Genomic DNA, 19,920 nt, shown 5'->3' with positions numbered 1-19,920 from the left:
AGATTGGTATAGAAAGGGTATATAAGTGGTTGAATAATAGTATAATATAACAAGGATAAAAATGTTAAAAAAGAGGTTTCGAGACGAAAGAAAAAGGAAGGATTGACGAATGGTGAATAACGAATAACAGAAGAGGCTGGCTCTTAAAGAGCCAGCCTCCCCTCAATTAAATTTAATTTAACTTACAATGACAACAAATTAAATTTCTATTCTAATATCACCATAAATTCGGCACCTGTGGCGAAATCTTCGCCATAGAAATCACTTAGGGCGGTGAAACGCACATAGCGTGCTTTTACAACTTTGTCGAGCAACACTTGTTGGGCGCTACTCACATCTTTAAAAGCTCCTACTTTCACGGGGTCGCCCCAGTTCTTACCGTCGTTGCTCAGTTGTATTTGGTAATCTTTTACCTTTCCGCTCCAGCTATCAGTGCGTTGGGTAAAGCTAAAGCCTTTTACATTAACTACCTTTCCCATATCGAAATCTACCCAATGTGGGTGTTTGGCTACAGTAACTGAATAGGCTGAGTGCCAAATGGTATTGGGGTCGCCATCTACTAAATGTTTGGCGTCACCTACACCTGCTTCTTCACTGCTGGCGAAAATTACTTCCATTGCCGTGCTTTCGGCTTTACCGAAAGTAAGGGTGTACTTTTGAGTTTCATTACCTGCAAACCACGCTTTTACAGTACCTCCGTTAGGCAAATCGAAAGGAAGGGAGTATTTCTGTGCTTTGTTATTATTGATGCTGTAATAGATAGTTGCAAGGGCATTGGCTGTACTGATAGATACTTTCCCTACCTTGTTACGAGTGATAGAAAGAGGTTGCTCACCGCTTGCACTTATATTGGTTATGGTTTGCAAATCTTCTTTGGCTGGACGAATGATGAAACCGAAATTATGAGGGGTTGCTAACAAACGGTCACGCAACAACGGACGAGGACCGCAACTATGTCCGCCCAAACCTGTGTTGCCTATGTTCAGTTGCAAGTACACGCCGTCAGGTTCTGGTAATTGGTAGGGGTGTCCTGCCAAAGTCATATCGATAGCTTTATAAGGCAAAGCTGCTACCGATAGCGGCTCTGCGCCTACAAACACTGCGCCGGCACCCTGAGCATTGGTAAGAGCTGCCCAGCGGGTTTCTTGGTGTTGCCCCATATCTTGTGGTTTAGGGAAGGACACAAACTCATCGGCTACTTTACCGGTGTAGAGACCTACAAAAGCCCCTGATTTGCGGTCGGGATAATTATCTTGTTTACCGCGACCGTAATAGGTGAAGTTCTCGTATTGCTTAGGCAGTTTGAGTAAATAGCCCAATTGTGGCAATACCAAAGAGGCATCGTTAGACACCACGCTGGCTTGTAGTTCGATAGATCCGTCGGGATAGACGGTGAAAATTTGGTTGGTAGTGAACTTAAAGTCGTTTGCACCAAATTTCTGGTGGGTAAGTTCCTCTATCTTATTCCTTCCTGAGCTGGCACCACCTGTTATTTTAGCTGCATTAGGTGCTTGTGATTCCACCGTGAAATAGAATGTATAACCACCTTCTTTATTAGGTTTCACTGAGGAAGCAATGGCTTTATGACGCAGGTTATGCAATCCTTTTTCAAACCATTGTTCGTATATCCAGTTGTCGTTATTGGTGAAGGCGCGGAAAGCGTTGAGACTTAGGTCGCTGTTGGCAATAATAGTATGCTCACCATAGCGGAGTGTGCCTATCGTACCTTTATCGAAATCAAAAGTTACTGAAAAGTCTTTTCCGGTAATGGTCTTTTTGTCTTTGCTAAGGGTGAGCTTTTCTCCTTTGACTACAGAGGAAAGAGAAGGCTTTTGGGTAGCAGGTTGCATTAAGAATTGTTCGCGAGCTTGCACAAATCCTTTTTTAGCCCAAGGGGTATCTGCTTTAAGGTGGAATTCTACAATACTGTAATATTCTTCATTGCTATCTAATGTTATAGGAGTAATGGTCACACTTGATTTTTGCTGTGGCATCACAGAAGGCACTTCAAAAGGACGCTCTTCTACAAGCACACCGTTCTTATAGAGTTTCCATATACCCTCATAGTTTGAAAGATCAGTAAAATAGCCTTTATTGAAAATTTCAAAAGTAAAACTATTAAGTTTTTTCACGCCTATATTCTGATACACTTTCTGCACTTCGTAGTACTGTGGTTTTACTGTTCTATCGGCAAAGATAATGCCGTTCATCACAAACTGACCATCGTTAGGGAAGTCGCCAAAATCACCTCCATAGGCTTGATAGCGAATGCCGTCTTTGGTATAGTTGTACATCGCTTGGTCTACCCAATCCCAGATAGCACCTCCGCATAGAAAATTGGAGCTTTCGATAGCCTCCCAATAATCGGCGAGATTTCCTACCGCATTGCCCATAGAATGAGCGTATTCCGAGATGTGAAACGGATATTTGATGTCGTACTTACCTGTAGCAGCACCCTGTACCCACGCTACGGAAGGGTACTGGTTAGAGCCCATATCTACGATGTCGTTATTGCGTTCGTATTGTACAGGGCGAGAAGTATCGAGTGTTTTGAGGTGATTATAAGCCGTTACAAAGTTCTGACCAGGGCCTGCTTCATTACCAAGTGACCATATCACAATGGCAGGCGAATTATAGGTAGCCTCTACCATTTCGGTTACGCGGGCTGTGTGAGCCTTTTCCCATTCTTTAGGGTGAGAAAGTGATTCTTTGCCGTAGTAATACTCGTGAGACTCTATATTAGCTTCGTTCTCTAAATAAATACCATACTTATCGCAGAGGTAAAACCAATAAGGGTCGGGTGGATAGTGAGAGTTGCGCACGTGGTTGATATTAGCTCGCTTCATCATCATCACCTCTTCTTCCATTTGTTGATGTGTGAGCACGTGCCCTTGTGCGGGGTGACTTTCGTGACGGTTTACGCCTTTAAATTTGATAGTCTTACCATTGAGATAATAATACCTTCCTGCCTTTCCGAAAGCATCGTCTTCAGCCTTAGTATCTTTGATTTCTACTTTTCTAAAGCCAAAGTAAGACGATACTGTTTCTACCACCTTCCCTTTTTTATCCAAAAGTTGAGCTACGAGCACATAACGATGAGGCTCCTCAGCCGACCATAGTTTAGGATTCTTTACGGCTATTGTACCGCTCACTTTATCGATAGCGTTAGGGGCTACCGCTTTTAGGGGAATGCTTCCTTTGGTAGCAGTGGAGGTAACGTCGTCTTTATACAATGAGACTTCGTATACGTTATAGCGCACTTGATAATCTTTGACTGCTTTTGAGCTGAGGTTGCGCACTTCGGCATTGACTTTTAACTGCCAATCGGTGAAGTTTTGGGTATCTGTAAGAATGTTGAGGTTAAAGATTTGCACCTTAGGAGTACTGCGCAAGGCTACTGTCCTGAATATCCCAGGTAGGCGGAACATATCTTGTGATTCGAGAAAAGAGCCATCGGAATTGCGGTATACTTCTACGGCTACTTTATTCTTGCCTTTGTGTAGATATTTGGTAATATCAAAAGAAGCCACATTGCGTGAGTTTTTAGAAAAGCCTACATACTGCCCATTAATCCAAAGGTAGAAGAAAGAGTCTACTCCATCGAAATCGATGAAGATTTCGCGACCGTCCCAATCGGTAGGTACTTCAAAATCGCGGATATAAGAACCTACCTCATTGCGATACTCATAGGTTGTCCACGTTTTAGGAGGAGTGCGCATTACTCCTTTACGCCAATCGTCTACCTTGCGCTCGTGATAGAAAATCACGGGTTGGTTTACATAGATAGGCACTCCATATTTGAGCGTACCGTCTTTTTGAATACCTTGAATATTCCAGTTAGAAGGCACAGGAATCAACTCCCAAGCAGAAGCGTCGAAATCGGGTTTATAGAAATCTTTGGGACGCTCTTCGGGAGTTTTGCACCAGTGGAATTGCCATTGTCCATTGAGAGATTTCCAATAGGGAGAATGTTCAGGCAATACTTGGGTAGCCGTCTTTTCGTCTTTAAACGAGAAGAAATAAGCACGAGGATACTCTTTGTTAAGCGAGAGTTCCTCTACTGACTCCCATTCTTTACCCGTAGGGGCTGAGAGAGTGCCATAAGCAAAACCACCCAAAGGCTTGTGTTGGGCTAATAAATAAGGAGAGAGTAGTAAACTTAGCAGGGTACTCACTGTTCTAAAATAGTGTTTCATAAATTATTAGTATTAGTTTCGTCTTTTTGAAGATTGGATAATAAGGGTTCTACCTTGGTGTAATCTTTTACGACTTTGATGCATAAAAAAAGGGAAATGATTAACAAAAGGGTACCAATCACATTTATAATTGAGGTTGTATATGACATCTCGATAGTAGGGTCATCAAGCATAGAGGCTCTAAAAACAAAGTAATTTACTACAGAAGAAATAATTGAAAACGTCCACCAAATGGTTACAAAATTAGTAGGTAGTTTGGGTTGTATGTCTCCCCTTTGTATGAAAAGATTGCGAGTACTATCGTATATTTCTTTCATTATGCGATATGGGAGTACCCAGTTAGCAAAAGGAATGAACCAGCTCCCTACTGCCCAACCATCGGTATATGAGAGGTTATTTTTCAGTTGGTGCAAGTTGTAATAAGCGCGCCTGAACCACATCAAAAAAAGAATACTCATTATAATGAATATCACAAGCCACAAAATACCTACTATACCTGAGAAAACATCACTCAGTTCAGCTCTTGCAAACAATTCGTCATCTATTTCACCTACAAGGAACTCTCTAATAATATATAGTTCAAAAATATCTGAAATCAGAAATATGAATAAAAAAGCAAAGGATATCCACAACATTATTATGGCATTCTTAGCACGGGTAGTATTATCTCTTAACATTTTTGTTGGTTTTTATAAGAAAAGGCGTAACTGGAAGTTGATATTAAAAAAGGTTACGCCTTTTCTTGTTGAATATTGAAATCTCTAAATTTATAAATTATTAAACGCCTAACATATTCTTGGGGTCTAAAATCTCATCGAGCTTATCCTTAGAAAGCAAGCCGTGTTCTAATACTAAATTGTACACTGACTTACCTGTTTCAAGGGCTTCTTTGGCTATCTTGGTGCTGTTCTTATACCCTATATGTGGATTGAGTGCTGTAACGATACCGATACTGTGTTTTACCATATTGAGGCATACTTCGCGATTGGCGGTAATACCTTCGATACACTTGGTGCGCAAGGTGTCGATAGCGCGTTCTAAGAATACGATAGACTCGATAATGCACTGGCAGAGCACGGGTTCCATTACGTTGAGTTGCAACTGACCTGCCTCAGCGGCGAAGGTAACGGTAAGGTCATTCCCAATCACTTTGAAGCATACTTGGTTCACTACTTCGGGGATAACAGGGTTTACTTTGCCGGGCATAATAGACGAACCAGGCTGCATTTTAGGCAGGTTGATTTCGTTGAGTCCTGCACGAGGTCCTGAAGAGAGCAAACGCAAGTCGTTACAAATCTTAGAGAGTTTTACAGCCATACGTTTTAACGCAGAGGAATAAATTACATATGAACCGGTATCAGGGGTAGCTTCTACCAAGTTAGAAGCAGTAACGAAGGCTTCGCCTGTGAGTTTAGCTAAGTTTTCGGCACATAGTTTGGCATATCCCTTAGGAGCGTTGAGTCCTGTACCAATGGCGGTACCTCCCATATTGATTTCCAAGAAGAGCTTGGCGTTGCTTTGCAAGCGGGCGATTTCTTCTTCGAGGTTGGCTGCAAAAGCTTCAAATTCTTGACCAAGCGTCATAGGTACGGCATCTTGCAACTGGGTACGCCCCATTTTTATTACATCGGCGAACTCTTTACCTTTCTTACGAAAAGCCTCAATGAGCAATGATAGGCGCTTGATGAGCGTTTCGTTCATCTTGATAACAGCTAACTTTACAGTAGTAGGGTAAGCGTCGTTTGTAGACTGTGATTGATTCACGTGGTCGTTAGGAGAGCAGTGTTGGTAATCACCGCGAGGATACCCCATAATTTCCAAGGCGCGATTGGCTATTACTTCATTAGCGTTCATATTCACCGAAGTACCAGCCCCTCCTTGAATCATATCTACGAGGAACTGATGGTTAAACTTCCCTTCGATTACTTCTTTGCAAGCCTCAGAAATAGGTTTGAGCAGTTCGTCGGGGAGTAATCCCAAAGCGTGGTTTGTTTGAGCTGCGGCGAGTTTTACATAACCAATAGCTTTTACAAACTCAGGGTAATCACCCATTTTAGTTCCTGTAATGCGAAAGTTTTCGATGGCGCGTTGTGTTTGTACGCCATAGTAAGCATCGGCGGGCACTTGCAAGTCGCCGATAAGGTCGGATTCTATTCTAAATTTTGTCATAATTTTAAATTTTATATTTTTAGTAACTTTATATATGATACTTACGTTATATAATGAGATTGTATTGGTTTAAAAAATTTCGGTAAAAGTACGGAAGTTTTTTTTAATAGAAAAGAAAAAAGAAAAATATTTTTTAAGACAACGTAACTTCGATTTAAAGAGGTGAGGTTATGCCTTAGAAATTAAACAAAAATTGGTAGATTAGTAAATTTAGAAATTAGCAAATTAGTAAAAGGAAGAGATGAAAATAGTTATTTGGCAGGTCGAACTTGTAGGACAGACCGAACGAGTCAGACATTTTAGAATTGTCGAAAAAACTCCGAAAAACTCTGAGTTTTCGGGGAGAATTGAAGAGGAAACAGAGACACTAAGGAGGTATCGGAAGAAAATGAAGGAAATCGGAAGAGGGTTGAGAGAAAAATTGGTGCAAAAAGGCTGTAAGGGGGTGGGGTTAGCTTATAGAGAGCTTATAGGAAGCTTATACGAATCTTGGAAGATTGGTATAGAAAGGGTGTGGGAGGGAGGGTTTTTGATGAAAAAAGGCTATTAGATGGGGGTTTTTGATAAAAAAAGGCTGTGAGGAGGGTGGAGTCTTAGCTTATAGGGAGCTTATAGGAAGCGGGTGGGGTTAGCTTATAGAGAGCTTATAGGAAGCTTATACGAATCTTGGAAGATTGGTATAGAAAGGGTGTGAATCTTGGACGATTGGTATAGAAAGGGTATATAAGAGATTGATTCATAACACAATACAACAGTGCTAAAAATGTTAAAAATAGGGTTTTCGAGGCGAAAGAAAAAGAATCCTCACCCCCGTCCCTCTCCCAAGGAGAGGGGGAATGTGGTGACGGAAAAAGGGAAGAAAAATTAGAGAATTAGCAAATTAGAAAATTAGTAAAATGGGGAGGTGTGAGGTCTTAGGGCATAGGCAATAGGGTTATGACGGAAAGTGGGTAGGCGGATTGGAAAATTAGAGAATTAGCAAATTTGGAAATTAGCAAATGAGGACGATAGGGACGAGGTAAGATGGGTGGGATAGAAGAGACGGGAGATTAAATTAGCAAATTAGTTGGAGTTATATTGAACAAACGTTGATAATCATTTAATTGCTTGGAAGAATTGCCGGACAAAAAAAGGGAGTTAAGCTTATAAACAAAAAATATTAGTTCGTAATTCAAAATTATTTTATATCTTTGCATTCTAAAAAATCAAATAACGCTTAGTTTATGGAATATTTAGATTTTGAACAACCTATTAAAGAGCTTGAAGAACAGATGGAAAAGTGTCAGGTCATCGGTAATGAAAGTGATGTGGATATGACTGATGCTTGCAAGAAGATAGAAAAGAAACTCAACCAAGTAAAGAAGGAAGTTTATGGTAATCTTACGGCGTGGCAACGAGTGCAAATCTCTCGTCACTTGGAGAGACCTTATACTCTTGACTATATCAACTCACTTGCAGGAAACACTTTTTTGGAACTTCACGGCGACCGTACAGTGAAAGACGATAAGGCGATGATAGGAGGTTTTGGAAAGATAGATGACCAAAGTTTTTTGTTTATTGGTCAGCAAAAAGGAGTAAATACTAAGATGCGACAATATCGCAATTTTGGTATGGCAAACCCCGAAGGGTATCGCAAAGCCTTGCGATTGATGAAACAAGCTGAAAAGTTTAACATTCCTATAGTGAGTTTTGTAGACACGCCAGGAGCTTTCCCTGGTATTGAAGCTGAAGAACGCGGACAAGGAGAAGCTATTGCTCGCAATATCTTGGAGATGTCACGTTTGAAAGTGCCTGTAATAGTGTTTATCATAGGCGAAGGAGCTTCGGGAGGAGCGCTAGGTATCGGTGTAGGTGATAAAGTGTATATGCTTGAAAATACTTGGTATTCGGTAATATCGCCAGAGTCTTGTTCCTCTATATTATGGCGTAGCTGGGAGTACAAAAAAGAAGCTGCTGAAGCACTAAAGCTTACCGCTCCTGATATGAAGAAATTAAAACTGATAGATGAGATTATTAAAGAACCACTCGGGGGGGCACATCGCGATCGCGAAATGATGTTTGCTACTGTTCGTAAAGTGATATTGGACACTTATAAGGATTTGAAGAAACTTCCCACCGATAAATTGGTTGAAAAACGAATGAACAAGTACCTCGCGATGGGAGTGTTCAGTGAGAAGTAAGAAAATGATAATATCAACAACTTATAAAGGCGCTATTTAAGCGCTTTTTTTATAAAGTGAAGATAGTAAACGGTTGCTAAATAAAAGAGTAAAGAAAACTTTTCAGAAGTTATCAACAGACTATTAACAGTGTTTGTGGGTAAAATCATCTACCCCAAATTAAACTATTTCGTATCTTTGCCGTATGAACGAAACAGAAAACACATCAGTACCAGAAATTGTTCCTGCAATACAACCATTCTCGCGAACACAAGTGAGTTTAGAGCGAGGAAAGCTCCCTCCACAAGACCTCAATCTTGAAGAAGCTATCTTGGGAGCTATGCTCATTGACAAGAAAGGCGTTGATGATGTGATAGACATACTCAACCCTGAAGTTTTTTATAAAAAGCAACATCAACTTATCTATCAAGCTATCTTTGAACTTTTCAACGAATCGGAAGCTATCGACCTGCTTACGGTGGCAGAACAACTTCGCAAAAATGGCAATTTGGAGGCGGTGGGAGGAGAGTTTTACCTTATTAATCTCACCCAACGAGTATCATCATCTGCTAACGTGGAATTTCACGCGCGTATTATTTTACAGAAGTTCATCAAGCGCAAGCTCATTGAAATTTCTTCGGAAATTATAGAAGACGCTTACGACGATACTCGCGATGTGTTTGATTCGTTGGACAGTGCTGAGCAGAAACTCTATGAAGTAACACAAGGTAACCTAAAGCGTTCCAGTGAAGCAGCGGGAGATTTGGTGATAAAAGCACTCAAGAAAATACAAGACCTCTCTAATAAAACTGATGGGTTTAGTGGAGTACCTTCGGGCTTTACCAAGCTCGACCAACTCACCTCAGGTTGGCAAGCGAGCGACCTTATTATCGTAGCGGCACGCCCAGGTATGGGGAAAACAGCCCTCACGCTTTCTATGGCAAGAAATATAGCAGTAGGGCAGGGGATACCCGTAGCGTTTTTCTCATTGGAAATGTCGTCGGTACAGCTTATTACGCGTTTGATTTCCTCAGAAACAGGTCTGTCGTCAGAGAAATTGCGTACAGGGAAGTTGGAAGAGCACGAGTGGTATGTGCTAAATACTAAGGTGAAAGACCTAGAAAAGGCTCCTCTTTTTATAGATGATACGCCTTCTATATCAATTTTTGACCTCCGAGCTAAAGCGCGCCGACTCTCTACACAGCACGGCATTCAGCTAATTATTATTGATTACTTACAGTTGATGACGGCAGGGGGTAGCAAAGGAGTGGGTAACCGCGAGCAAGAGATTTCTACAATTTCTCGTAACTTAAAAGCTCTCGCTAAGGAGTTGAACATACCCGTAATAGCGCTTTCACAGCTTTCGCGTAATGTGGAATCACGTCCTGGACAGCAGAAGCGTCCGCAGTTATCCGACTTACGTGAATCAGGAGCTATTGAGCAAGACGCCGATATTGTATCGTTTATCTACCGTCCTGAATACTATAAAATTACAGAATGGGACGACGAATCAGGGACACCTACCGCTGGACAAGCTGAGTTTATTGTGGCTAAACACCGCAATGGAGGTTTGGATAGTATCCGATTGAAGTTTGAAGGACATTTGGGAAGGTTTGCTAACTTAGAGGAATACGACAGTGGAAGCTATTTACCTATGGGAACACAAGAATTTGTTTCGAAGATGAATGAAAATGTAGCTTTTGAAACTGTACCTACTGCCAATCCGGAGCAGGCTTTTGGCGCACCTTCAACAGCTTCAACCGAAGATGATATACCTTACTAAAAATACTCTTGGAGTGTGTGAATATCCAAGAATCCTTTTTTGCCATTCTTCTCAATAGCGTAAAACGATGCCGAGAGAGGATTGGTGATCTAATAGAAAACCTGTTTTTCTTGTTTTTTAGCAATATAGTTTGTACTTTTGTCGCGTTTATATAACATTAGGAAAGTACTTTTAATGATTAAAAAACGATGAGAAAAGTTATTCTTATAGCAGTAGCAGTGCTAGTAGCACTGACTGTTAGCAATTGTGGGAAAGGGGGCGATGACGCTCCTAAGGAGCTAAAAACTAAGATTTACGAGAATTTTGAAATTACTGAAGATGGCTCGACATTAGTGAAATGGCTTACTGATGAAGAAACTACCATTGATATGGCAGCAGACGAGATGCTGAGCAAAGTAACTGCTATCTCAGATTATGCTTTTGCAGAACACCGAGAAATAACCTCAGTGACTTTGCCCAAAGGCTTAAAGAAAATGGGGAAATGTGCTTTTAAAAGCTGTTCAAAATTAACTTCCATTGTTATTCCTGAGGGGATAACAAGCATAGAAGAGAGTTCTTTTGCGTGGTGTGGAGCCTTAACTTCGGTTACTATCCCGGGCAGTGTTACAAGCGTAGGATATGGAGCTTTCTCCGAGTGTACAAATTTAGCCAAAATTACTATCCCTGACAAAGGTTTAGTAACCATAGGAGAGCGCGCTTTTTCGTGCCCTGCCTTAAAATCGTTTACTATCCCTACTACGGTAACAAGTATAGAGAAATGGGCTTTTTTTGATTGTCAAAAGCTTACTTCGTTAGTTATTCCTACTTCTGTAAGAAGCATAGGAGAGGGTGCTTTTGCAAACTGTAAGGCTATAACCTCTATAGTAATTCCTAAGGGAATAACAAAAATTGAAGATTCAACTTTTATGAATTGTGAAGCTTTGACCTCGGTTACTATCCCTAATACCGTAACAAGCATAGGTAGCGGTGCCTTCAGTTCTTGTAAGTCCTTACCTTCTATTGCCATTCCTAATACTGTAACAAATATAGGAGAAAGTGCTTTTAGTTTGTGTTCTGCATTGAAATCGTTCACCTTCCCTGATAATAATAGTATTACTAGCATTGAGGAAAAAACTTTTTTGGCTGCCGGTTTAACTTCTATTACTATTCCTAATACCGTAAAAAGTATAGGAAATAATGCTTTTGCTGAATGTCCTGCATTAAAGTCGGTTACTTTAAAAGGAGGTACACCTCCCATCATAAATATCGATAGTTGGCCTGGTACTTTTAGCGATACTCCGCTTAATGCTATTTATGTGCCTGCTAATAGTGTAGAGACTTATAAAAAGGCTGATGGTTGGAACAAATTTGCCGATAAAATACAAGCTATTAAATAAGTTATTTGATAGATAACCTATTTTTTCTTGCTTTTTAGCAATACAATTTGTATCTTTGGCACATTATATAAAAAAGCATACAATGACACAGATATTAAACCACACTGATATTGAACACAAGATAAGACGGATTGCTTATCAGATTTACGAAACACACCTCAATGAAGAGGAGATTGTGCTAGCAGGCATTAATGGCAATGGCTATGTGTTTGCTGAGAAACTTGCAGTAGCACTTGCAAGTATAGCCCCTCTGAAAGTAGTTTTATGCCAAATTATAATGAATAAGAAGAACCCATTGGCAGGCACTGCTACTTCTATTCCTGCGGAACAATACACCAATAAAGCAGTGATAGTGGTAGACGATGTGCTCAATTCAGGACGTACGCTCATCTATGGGGTAAAACACTTCTTGGAAGTCCCCTTAAAGCGACTTACTACCGCTGTATTAGTTAATCGCAATCACAAGGACTATCCTGTAAAAGCCGATTTTAAAGGCATATCACTATCTACTTCACTGCAAGAACACGTTTCGGTAACATTCGACACAAGTAAGTATAGTGTTGATTTATCAAATTAATAAGCTAATCTGTTCATTTGCTAATTAACTAATTTGTTATGTATACCACTCTTATCATTCTTTTTATATCGGCTTTGTTTTTTATGAGCGGGAAGGTGCGCTCCGATTTGGTAGCTATGTGTGCCTTAGTGCTCTTGGTGCTCTTTGGCATATTAACGCCTGAGCAAGCTTTATCGGGCTTTTCGGACAAGGTAGTAGTGATGATGATAGGGCTCTTTGTGGTAGGAGGTGCTATCTTCCAAACGGGATTAGCAAAGATGATGAGCAGTAAAATCTTACGCTTGGCAGGCGATAGCGAGGTAAAACTCCTTATCTTGGTAATGCTCGTTACCGCTTTTATTGGGGCTTTTGTAAGCAATACAGGTACGGTAGCCTTGATGATGCCCATAGTGGTGAGTATGGCAATGAGTGGTAACATCAACAGTAGTCGCCTGTTGATGCCTATGGCTTTTGCCAGTAGTATGGGCGGTATGATGACGCTTATCGGTACGCCTCCTAACTTGGTAATCGATGGAGAGTTAGTGAAAAACGGCTACGATAAACTCACTTTCTTTTCCTTTACTCCAGTGGGATTGGTGTGTTTGGGAATAGGACTGTTAGTTTTAATTCCCACCAGTAAGTTTTTTCTCTCTAAAAAAGGTGATTCTAAGCAAGAAGGTAACCGAAATGGCAAATCACTTACCGATTTGGTACGTGAATATCAACTCTCCAACAACTTATATCGCGTATTAGTAGAAGGAAACACTTTATTTATAGGTAAAACGCTCAAAGAAATCAACCTTTCGCAACGTTATCACATTTCGGTATTAGAAATCAGGCGCAAACCTACTTCTAACAATCCTTTTTTCAAAACAGGCAACCAAGAGGTAGTAAATGCTGATACCGTAATTTATGAAGGAGATATTCTTTATTTGCGCGGTAGCTTTGAGTCGATTGAACAAATGAACGCCGAAAATCACTTAAACTTTCTCGACACACACCACCCCGAACAACGCTTGCCTAACGAGTTGCACTTCCACGATATAGGCATAGCCGAAGTACTGATAATGCCTGCTTCGAAATTGGTTAACACCCGCATCAGTGATAGCAAACTGCGCGAACACTTTGGGCTCAATATCTTAGGTATTCAGCGCAAGGATAACTATATTTTGCAAAACTTAAAAGACGAAAAGATGCACGCTGGTGACATACTATTGGTGCAAGGAACTTGGGAGCACATTGCTAAAATGGACGCTGAACGCAGTCAGTTGGTAGTATTAGGGCAACCTCTTGCCGAGGCTTCTAAGGTAACCCTCACCCACAAAGCTCCTATCGCTGCGCTAATAATGGTAGGGATGGTAGTCGCAATGATGTTCGATTTTATCCCTATAGCACCCGTTACTGCTGTGCTTATCGCCTCTTTATTGATGGTTATTTCAGGAGCTTTGCGCAATATTGAAGCTGCTTACAAGACGATTAACTGGGAGAGTATTGTACTCATTGCAGGTATGTTACCTATGGCATTAGCCTTGGAAAAGACAGGAGTATCAGCCTTAGTATCGAATGCATTAGTAGGGAGTTTAGGCGATAAGAGTCCATATATACTCTTGGCAGGCGTGTATTTTACCACTTCGCTTATGACGATGTTCATTAGCAATACCGCTACAGCCGTACTCTTGGCTCCCATTGCTATTAAAACCGCCTTATCGTTAAGCTTACAACCCCACGCTTTTATGTTTGCAGTAGCCGTAGGTGCAAGTATGTGTTTTGCTTCTCCTTTCTCCACTCCGCCCAATGCATTAGTAATGTCGGCTGGGCGTTACACTTTTATGGATTACGTGAAAGTAGGCTTACCTCTGCAAATCATTATGGGGATTGTAATGGTATTTGTATTGCCATTATTATTCCCATTTCAATAAAAAGTTGTATCTTTGCCGAAATTTTTAAAAGTAAAGAATGAAAAAAAGAATTTCAGATTTTTTGTTAGACGTTTCTAAATACGTATTTGCGGGCTTATTAATCGCTCCACTATTTAACTCAACTTTCGCGTGCAACGATGCTTATTGGTGTGCTTTTACTGTAGCTATTTTAGCTCTTATAGTAGGACTTTTCCTCTCTAAACAGAAAAAAGGAGCGGTGAATAAAAACAACAATAACAACCGCAACAAAAACTATCGCAAGAACAACAATAGCAGAAATAATACAACTTCTAACAGAGCATAACTATTTCTTCCTCTCAAAACTATGAAAGTCTATTTCGATAATGCGGCTACTACCCCCGTCTATCCAGAAGTAATACAGAAGATGACGGAAGTTCTGAGGGATACTTATGGAAACCCCTCTTCTACACACGGTTTAGGGCGTAAAGCCAAGTCGCTTATTGAATATAGTCGCAAGCAAATAGCTAAACAACTGAATGCTTCACCCTCTGAAATTATTTTTACTTCAGGGGGCACTGAAGCTAATAACCTTATCTTGCGCAGTTGTGTGCACGATTTAGGTGTACAAATTGTCATTTCTTCCCCAATAGAGCATCACGCTGTTTTGCATACCTTAGAGGTATTAGCCAAAGAATATCCTATAAAAATAGTTTACGTAAACCTTACGAACAAAGGGGTCGTAGACCTCTCTCATTTAGAATACTTGCTCCAGCAATATACTGAAAAAAAGGTATTGGTGAGCCTAATGCACATAAACAACGAAATAGGGAACATTCTACCTTTAAAAGAAGTAACTGTACTCTGTAAACAATACAATGCTTATTTCCATTCAGATACCGTACAGTCTGTGGGGCATTACCCTATCGATTTGGGGGAAATCCCTGCCGACTTTATCACGGCTTCAGCTCATAAGTTTCACGGACCTAAAGGAATAGGATTTGCTTTTATTAGAAAAGGCATTGCGCTACACAGCAGTATCACAGGGGGTGAACAAGAAAAAGGCTTGCGTGCAGGTACCGAAGCTGTTCATAATATAGTAGGAATGGAAGTTGCTTTTAGTCTATCATATACTAATTTAGATAGAAACACTGAAAAGCTCAAAGACCTGAAGCGTTATTTTATCAAACAACTCAAACATCATTTCCCAGAGGCGGTATTTAACGGAATGTCGGATACTTTAGACGAAAGCAGTTACACCATTGTGAACATAGGTTTTCCCTCATTGAAAAACCAAAATAGTACTCTGCTTTTTCAGTTAGACTTAAAAGGCATTGCTTGTTCCAAAGGGAGTGCTTGCCAGAGTGGAAGCGTGCAAACCTCTCACGTACTATCGGCTTTTTTATCTGAGGAAGCACTACAATATCCCTCGCTCAGATGCTCTTTTTCCATCTTTAACACAGCAAAAGACGTCGATTTTCTTATCGAAAGCCTTAAAGAAATCTCCCATAATAATCACTGATAATAAACTACTTACAATTCTATTACACATTAAGCAGAAAAATATTTACAGAAAAATAGTAGGTAATTCAAAATATTGTTGTAATTTAGTAGCGTTTTTAAACAATAGTTGCATTTAAATCTTAGATATGTCAGAGGAAAAAAACACATTAGCCATAGAGGATAACCGCGAGGACAACCGTTTAGAAGATGCGTCATTAGTAAACTATGAGGCAATGTCTCTTAGTGAATTAACCAAAGAACTAAAAGAACTACTCCAAACTGAGAAAACCCAAGCTATCAAAAAGCAAGTGGACGCTATTCGTTATGAGTTCGACAAAAAATACGACGCTCTTGTAGAAGAGAAAAAAGAAGAGTTCATAGCCGACGGAGGAGAATTGTATAATTTTTCTTACGAAATTCCTGTTTATAGAGAATTCTACACCGCTTTCAACGATTATCGCGAAAAGCGCAATCAATACTATAAAGAGATTGAGAAAACCCATAAAGAAAACCTTGCTAAACGCCGAGAAATCATCGAAGAACTCAAAAGCCTTCTCAATGCCGAAGAGCATTTGGGCACTACCTTCAAGCAGTTTCAACAATTGCAAGAGCGTTGGCGCAAAGCAGGAGCCGTCTCTAATGCCGATTATGAGGATTTGTGGAATACTTATCACCACCACGTAGAGAACTTCTATGACTTTATCCACCTCAGCAAAGACTTGCGTGACATCGACTTTAAGCGCAATTTAGAAGAAAAACTAAAAATTATTGAGCGTGCCGAAGCTCTTGCCCAAGACGACGTAGATGCTCTCATTGCCTCTCGTGAACTACAAGTGTTACACCGCGTTTGGAAAGAGGAAATAGGTCCTGTAGATAAAGAACACCGCGAAAGCATATGGCAACGTTTCAGTGAACTTACTAAGAAAATACACGACAAACGCCAATATTACCTCAAAAACTTAGATAAGATATATGAAGAAAATGCAGTGAAGAAGCAAGGCATCATTGAGCGGATTAAGAAACTCAGTGAGAAAGAGCCTACTACTCACAGCGCTTGGAAACAGCTTTCTAAGCAAGTAGAAGATTTACGTCAGTCGTTCCTAAATGTAGGAAAAGTGCCTTTACAACAAGCTGATGAGGTATGGAAATCTTTCAATATAGCTTTACGTGCTTTTAACAAGAAGAAGAACCAATTCTACAAAACACTCAAAAAAGAGCAACAGGAGAACCTCACTAAGAAATTAGCCTTATTAGAAATAGCAAAAGCTAACCAAAATAGCACCGATTGGGAAACCACTACTGAACTGATGAAGAACATTCAGAGAGAGTGGAAAGAAATAGGAAGTGTTCCTCTTAGAAATACCGAAAAAATTTGGAAGGAATTCAAGAGAGCTTGTGATACGTATTTCAGTAGGTTTGCTGAGACTATTCAGCATTCTAAAAATAAAGAGTCTGATGCGCTTGAACAAAAGAAAGCCTTTTTGGATAAGCTGAAAGAATATCAATTAGGCACCGATAGAGATAAAGAGATAGCAACCTTACAAAACTTTGTGAATGAATGGAATGCTATAGGAAATACTCATCATTCTAAGAGAACCATCGACATCAAATTCCATAAGATTATCGATGCACTGTACAAGAAACTCAATTTTGATAAGCAAGAAATTGAGCTTATCAAGTATAACAACAAGTTAGAACGACTTATCAACGATGATAACGAGAACTCCCTTAACAATGAGGTGATTTTTGTAAGACGTCGTATTGATGAACTCAAATCGGAGATACTACAGTTAGAAAACAACTTAGCTTTCTTCGGTAATATCGACGAGAAGAACCCATTAGTGCGCGATGTGATTAAGAACATCAACAACCAAAAAGAAGCTCTTAAAACGTGGGAAAATAAACTTCGTGAGCTAAAGCATTTGCAAAAAACACAATTAGCTGAAGCCTCTGAAGAAAAGATAGAAGAAAAGGAATAATTTTATTGTTTTCATATTTAGAGAAGAGGTTATGCTTGCTAAGTAACCTCTTTTCGAGTTTTATATCTGTATGAAATTAGTATTTGCCACCCATAATCAGCATAAATTAAAGGAAATACAAGCCCTTTTACCTAAAAATATCGAACTGCTAAGTTTGAGCGACATAGGTTGCAATGACGATATAGCCGAGACTGCTACTACTATTGAGGGCAACGCTTTGCTGAAAGCTCAATACATCAAAGAGCATTATCATTGCAACGTTTTTGCCGATGATACAGGCTTAGAAGTACAGGCACTAAACAATGCTCCTGGGGTATATTCGGCACGGTATGCAGGTGAGCACAAAAGCGATACAGACAATATGTATTTGCTACTAAAGAATATGGAAGGAATCTCACACAGAGAGGCTCAGTTTAAAACGGTTATTGCTTTATGTTTAGATGGCTCTATATATACTTTTGAAGGTATCGCAAAGGGACGTATAGGCACTACCCCTGTAGGCACTAACGGTTTTGGGTATGACCCTATATTTATTCCTGAGGGTTCTGAGCAAACTTTTGCCGAGCTGACCCAAGAAGAAAAGAACCGTATCAGTCACCGTGGAAAAGCCTTTGGAAAGCTATTACATTTCTTAAACCAAAATATTCAGTAAGAAAAATGAGTTTATTAGAGATTAAAAATATCAAACGAGATTTTAGATTAGGATCTGAAATACTGCACGTACTGAAAGGCATCAACTTATCTATAGAGAAGGGAGAATACCTTGCCCTTATGGGACCATCGGGCTCTGGTAAATCTACTTTGATGAACATCTTAGGGTGCTTAGATACGCCTACCTCAGGCGAGTATATTCTGAACGGTAAAGATGTAAGCAAGATGAGCGACTCGGAATTAGCCGACATTCGCAATAAAGAGATAGGCTTCGTATTTCAAACCTTCAACCTAATGCCACGTACTACGGCTTTAGACAATGTAGCTTTGCCTATGGTATACGCAGGCGTTAAGAAAGAAAAACGACACGAGCGCGCTAAAGAAGTACTGAAATTAGTGGGATTAGAAGACCGTATGCTTCACAAACCCAATGAACTATCAGGAGGGCAACGCCAAAGAGTAGCTATAGCGAGAGCTTTGGTAAACCACCCTTCAATTATCTTAGCCGATGAGCCTACTGGGAACCTTGATTCTAAAACTTCTTATGAAATAATGAACCTTTTTGACGAAATCTACCAAAAAGGGAATACCGTTATCTTGGTAACCCACGAAGAAGACATTGCTCGGTATGCCAAACGGATTGTCCGCTTAAAAGACGGACTTATAGAAACTGATAGTGCTAAGTAAATGAATATCGGAATTATTATCCCTGCTTATAACGAAGCTGAAAGCATTGGTGTTACCTTGCAATCTCTGCTAAATCAGACCTATCTTCCCCATCAAATTATAGTAGTAGACGACGGTTCTACCGATACCACTGCTGAGGTAGTGAAACAAATTGCTACCCAATATCCCGTAGTACAATTGGTGCAACGCAGTGAGAAGGGAGAACATCTACCAGGGGCTAAAATAGTGCAGACTTTCAACTATGGGCTTCCTTACCTAAAAGAAGCCGTAGAGGTGATTTGCAAATTTGATGCCGACCTCATCTTCCCTAACAACTATCTCGAAACAATGTGCCAGCAATACAGTAAAAATCCACAGTTGGGAATGTTTGGAGGCTTTTGTTATATTGAGAGAAATGGCTCTTGGATACTTGAGAATCTCACTAATAAAGACCACCTAAGAGGTGCTGTAAAATCTTATCGGAAGGCGTGTTTTGAAGCGATAGGTGGACTTAAAATAGCTATGGGCTGGGACACCGCCGATGAGCTATTGGCGCGCTACCACGGTTGGACAGTACAAACTGACGATACTCTTCACGTAAAACACCTACGCCCGACAGGTGCTGGCTATAAAAGCAATGCCCGTTACCTGCAAGGAAGCGTTTTCTACCGTCTGCGATACGGATTCTTCCTCACTTTACTCGCTGCCATAAAATTAGCCATAAGAAAGCGCAATGGTAAACTCTTCTTAGATTATTGCAAAGGATTTTATAAAGCTAAACAAGAAAAACAACCTTACTTACTCACTCCTGAGGAAGGTAAATGGGTAAGACAATACCGATGGAAAGGGATTTTCAGTAAAGTAGTGAAAAGCAAAAAATGAAAAAGCAATAATATCAAAAATGTCAATAATACCAATAATACTAAATCGATAATGATGCGAGGTCGTAACACGACAGGCAACTAAACAAAGTGCGAGCCGCACGGGCAGATAGAGAAAAGACGA

15 protein-coding genes are annotated in these 19,920 nt (G+C 40.2%); 12 read left to right on the top strand and 3 right to left on the bottom strand.

What is annotated here, in order from left to right; genetic code table 11:
- Positions 1 to 206 precede the first annotated feature (206 nt).
- The 3 genes from HMPREF9078_RS00630 to aspA form a co-directional block, all read right to left on the bottom strand.
- Positions 207 to 4,196, bottom strand: a complete 3,990-nt coding sequence (locus tag HMPREF9078_RS00630) for a glycoside hydrolase family 2 TIM barrel-domain containing protein (RefSeq protein ID WP_009418775.1) — start codon at positions 4,194 to 4,196, stop codon at positions 207 to 209.
- Positions 4,193 to 4,873: a DUF4328 domain-containing protein gene (locus HMPREF9078_RS00625; protein ID WP_009418774.1), complete on the bottom strand. Its 681-nt coding sequence runs from the start codon at positions 4,871 to 4,873 to the stop codon at positions 4,193 to 4,195. Before HMPREF9078_RS00625 ends, HMPREF9078_RS00630 begins: the two co-directional genes overlap by 4 nt.
- A 100-nt stretch (positions 4,874 to 4,973) precedes the next feature.
- Positions 4,974 to 6,365 carry an aspartate ammonia-lyase gene (aspA, locus tag HMPREF9078_RS00620; protein WP_009418773.1) on the bottom strand — a complete coding sequence of 464 codons (1,392 nt, stop codon included), beginning with the start codon at positions 6,363 to 6,365 and terminating at the stop codon, positions 4,974 to 4,976.
- Between the two features lie 241 nt (positions 6,366 to 6,606).
- Here aspA and HMPREF9078_RS00615 point away from each other — a divergent pair, with 241 nt between their 5' ends.
- From HMPREF9078_RS00615 to HMPREF9078_RS00560, 12 genes are all read left to right on the top strand, one after another.
- On the top strand, positions 6,607 to 6,915 hold the full coding sequence (locus tag HMPREF9078_RS00615; protein ID WP_009418772.1) for a hypothetical protein: 309 nt from the start codon (positions 6,607 to 6,609) through the stop codon (positions 6,913 to 6,915).
- A gap of 673 nt (positions 6,916 to 7,588) precedes the next feature.
- Complete coding sequence (locus tag HMPREF9078_RS00610) at positions 7,589 to 8,545, top strand: acetyl-CoA carboxylase carboxyltransferase subunit alpha (protein WP_002673067.1); 957 nt, start codon at positions 7,589 to 7,591, stop codon at positions 8,543 to 8,545.
- A gap of 184 nt (positions 8,546 to 8,729) precedes the next feature.
- The gene (gene dnaB / locus HMPREF9078_RS00605; RefSeq protein ID WP_009418771.1) at positions 8,730 to 10,307 is read left to right on the top strand and encodes a replicative DNA helicase; all 1,578 of its coding nucleotides are present in this window, start codon (positions 8,730 to 8,732) and stop codon (positions 10,305 to 10,307) included.
- Between the two features lie 188 nt (positions 10,308 to 10,495).
- Positions 10,496 to 11,683 (top strand): leucine-rich repeat domain-containing protein, encoded by a 1,188-nt coding sequence (locus HMPREF9078_RS00600; RefSeq protein ID WP_009418770.1) that lies wholly within the window; start codon positions 10,496 to 10,498, stop codon positions 11,681 to 11,683.
- 82 nt (positions 11,684 to 11,765) lie between these two features.
- Positions 11,766 to 12,260 (top strand): phosphoribosyltransferase family protein, encoded by a 495-nt coding sequence (locus HMPREF9078_RS00595; RefSeq protein ID WP_009418769.1) that lies wholly within the window; start codon positions 11,766 to 11,768, stop codon positions 12,258 to 12,260.
- A gap of 38 nt (positions 12,261 to 12,298) precedes the next feature.
- Positions 12,299 to 14,158 (top strand): SLC13 family permease, encoded by a 1,860-nt coding sequence (locus HMPREF9078_RS00590; protein WP_009418768.1) that lies wholly within the window; start codon positions 12,299 to 12,301, stop codon positions 14,156 to 14,158.
- Between the two features lie 37 nt (positions 14,159 to 14,195).
- Entirely contained in the window at positions 14,196 to 14,462 is a 267-nt protein-coding gene (locus tag HMPREF9078_RS00585; RefSeq protein WP_009417984.1) for a DUF6722 family protein, read from the top strand.
- 21 nt (positions 14,463 to 14,483) lie between these two features.
- On the top strand, positions 14,484 to 15,638 hold the full coding sequence (locus tag HMPREF9078_RS00580) for a cysteine desulfurase family protein (RefSeq protein WP_009418767.1): 1,155 nt from the start codon (positions 14,484 to 14,486) through the stop codon (positions 15,636 to 15,638).
- A 127-nt stretch (positions 15,639 to 15,765) separates the two neighbouring features.
- Entirely contained in the window at positions 15,766 to 17,598 is a 1,833-nt protein-coding gene (locus HMPREF9078_RS00575; protein ID WP_009418766.1) for a DUF349 domain-containing protein, read from the top strand.
- A gap of 70 nt (positions 17,599 to 17,668) precedes the next feature.
- Positions 17,669 to 18,250, top strand: a complete 582-nt coding sequence (locus HMPREF9078_RS00570; protein ID WP_009418765.1) for a non-canonical purine NTP diphosphatase — start codon at positions 17,669 to 17,671, stop codon at positions 18,248 to 18,250.
- 5 nt (positions 18,251 to 18,255) lie between these two features.
- Positions 18,256 to 18,936: an ABC transporter ATP-binding protein gene (locus tag HMPREF9078_RS00565; protein WP_009410673.1), complete on the top strand. Its 681-nt coding sequence runs from the start codon at positions 18,256 to 18,258 to the stop codon at positions 18,934 to 18,936.
- The gene (locus HMPREF9078_RS00560; protein WP_009418764.1) at positions 18,937 to 19,797 is read left to right on the top strand and encodes a glycosyltransferase family 2 protein; all 861 of its coding nucleotides are present in this window, start codon (positions 18,937 to 18,939) and stop codon (positions 19,795 to 19,797) included. It begins immediately after the preceding gene.
- Positions 19,798 to 19,920: the final 123 nt, after the last annotated feature.

The organism is Capnocytophaga sp. oral taxon 380 str. F0488 (assembly GCF_000318255.2).
Taxonomy (GTDB): Bacteria; Bacteroidota; Bacteroidia; order Flavobacteriales; family Flavobacteriaceae; genus Capnocytophaga; species Capnocytophaga ochracea.
This window is presented reverse-complemented; position numbering and strand designations above follow the sequence as displayed.

What these genes read in the sequence shown, in the direction of transcription:
- HMPREF9078_RS00570 (WP_009418765.1), top strand. Translation starts at nt 17,669, where the DNA reads ATGAAATTAGTATTTGCCACCCATAATCAGCATAAATTAAAGGAAATA.
- HMPREF9078_RS00630 (WP_009418775.1), bottom strand. Translation starts at nt 4,196, where the DNA reads ATGAAACACTATTTTAGAACAGTGAGTACCCTGCTAAGTTTACTACTC.
- HMPREF9078_RS00625 (WP_009418774.1), bottom strand. Translation starts at nt 4,873, where the DNA reads ATGTTAAGAGATAATACTACCCGTGCTAAGAATGCCATAATAATGTTG.
- dnaB (WP_009418771.1), top strand. Translation starts at nt 8,730, where the DNA reads ATGAACGAAACAGAAAACACATCAGTACCAGAAATTGTTCCTGCAATA.
- aspA (WP_009418773.1), bottom strand. Translation starts at nt 6,365, where the DNA reads ATGACAAAATTTAGAATAGAATCCGACCTTATCGGCGACTTGCAAGTG.
- HMPREF9078_RS00575 (WP_009418766.1), top strand. Translation starts at nt 15,766, where the DNA reads ATGTCAGAGGAAAAAAACACATTAGCCATAGAGGATAACCGCGAGGAC.
- HMPREF9078_RS00580 (WP_009418767.1), top strand. Translation starts at nt 14,484, where the DNA reads ATGAAAGTCTATTTCGATAATGCGGCTACTACCCCCGTCTATCCAGAA.
- HMPREF9078_RS00590 (WP_009418768.1), top strand. Translation starts at nt 12,299, where the DNA reads ATGTATACCACTCTTATCATTCTTTTTATATCGGCTTTGTTTTTTATG.
- HMPREF9078_RS00585 (WP_009417984.1), top strand. Translation starts at nt 14,196, where the DNA reads ATGAAAAAAAGAATTTCAGATTTTTTGTTAGACGTTTCTAAATACGTA.
- HMPREF9078_RS00560 (WP_009418764.1), top strand. Translation starts at nt 18,937, where the DNA reads ATGAATATCGGAATTATTATCCCTGCTTATAACGAAGCTGAAAGCATT.
- HMPREF9078_RS00610 (WP_002673067.1), top strand. Translation starts at nt 7,589, where the DNA reads ATGGAATATTTAGATTTTGAACAACCTATTAAAGAGCTTGAAGAACAG.
- HMPREF9078_RS00615 (WP_009418772.1), top strand. Translation starts at nt 6,607, where the DNA reads ATGAAAATAGTTATTTGGCAGGTCGAACTTGTAGGACAGACCGAACGA.
- HMPREF9078_RS00565 (WP_009410673.1), top strand. Translation starts at nt 18,256, where the DNA reads ATGAGTTTATTAGAGATTAAAAATATCAAACGAGATTTTAGATTAGGA.
- HMPREF9078_RS00595 (WP_009418769.1), top strand. Translation starts at nt 11,766, where the DNA reads ATGACACAGATATTAAACCACACTGATATTGAACACAAGATAAGACGG.
- HMPREF9078_RS00600 (WP_009418770.1), top strand. Translation starts at nt 10,496, where the DNA reads ATGAGAAAAGTTATTCTTATAGCAGTAGCAGTGCTAGTAGCACTGACT.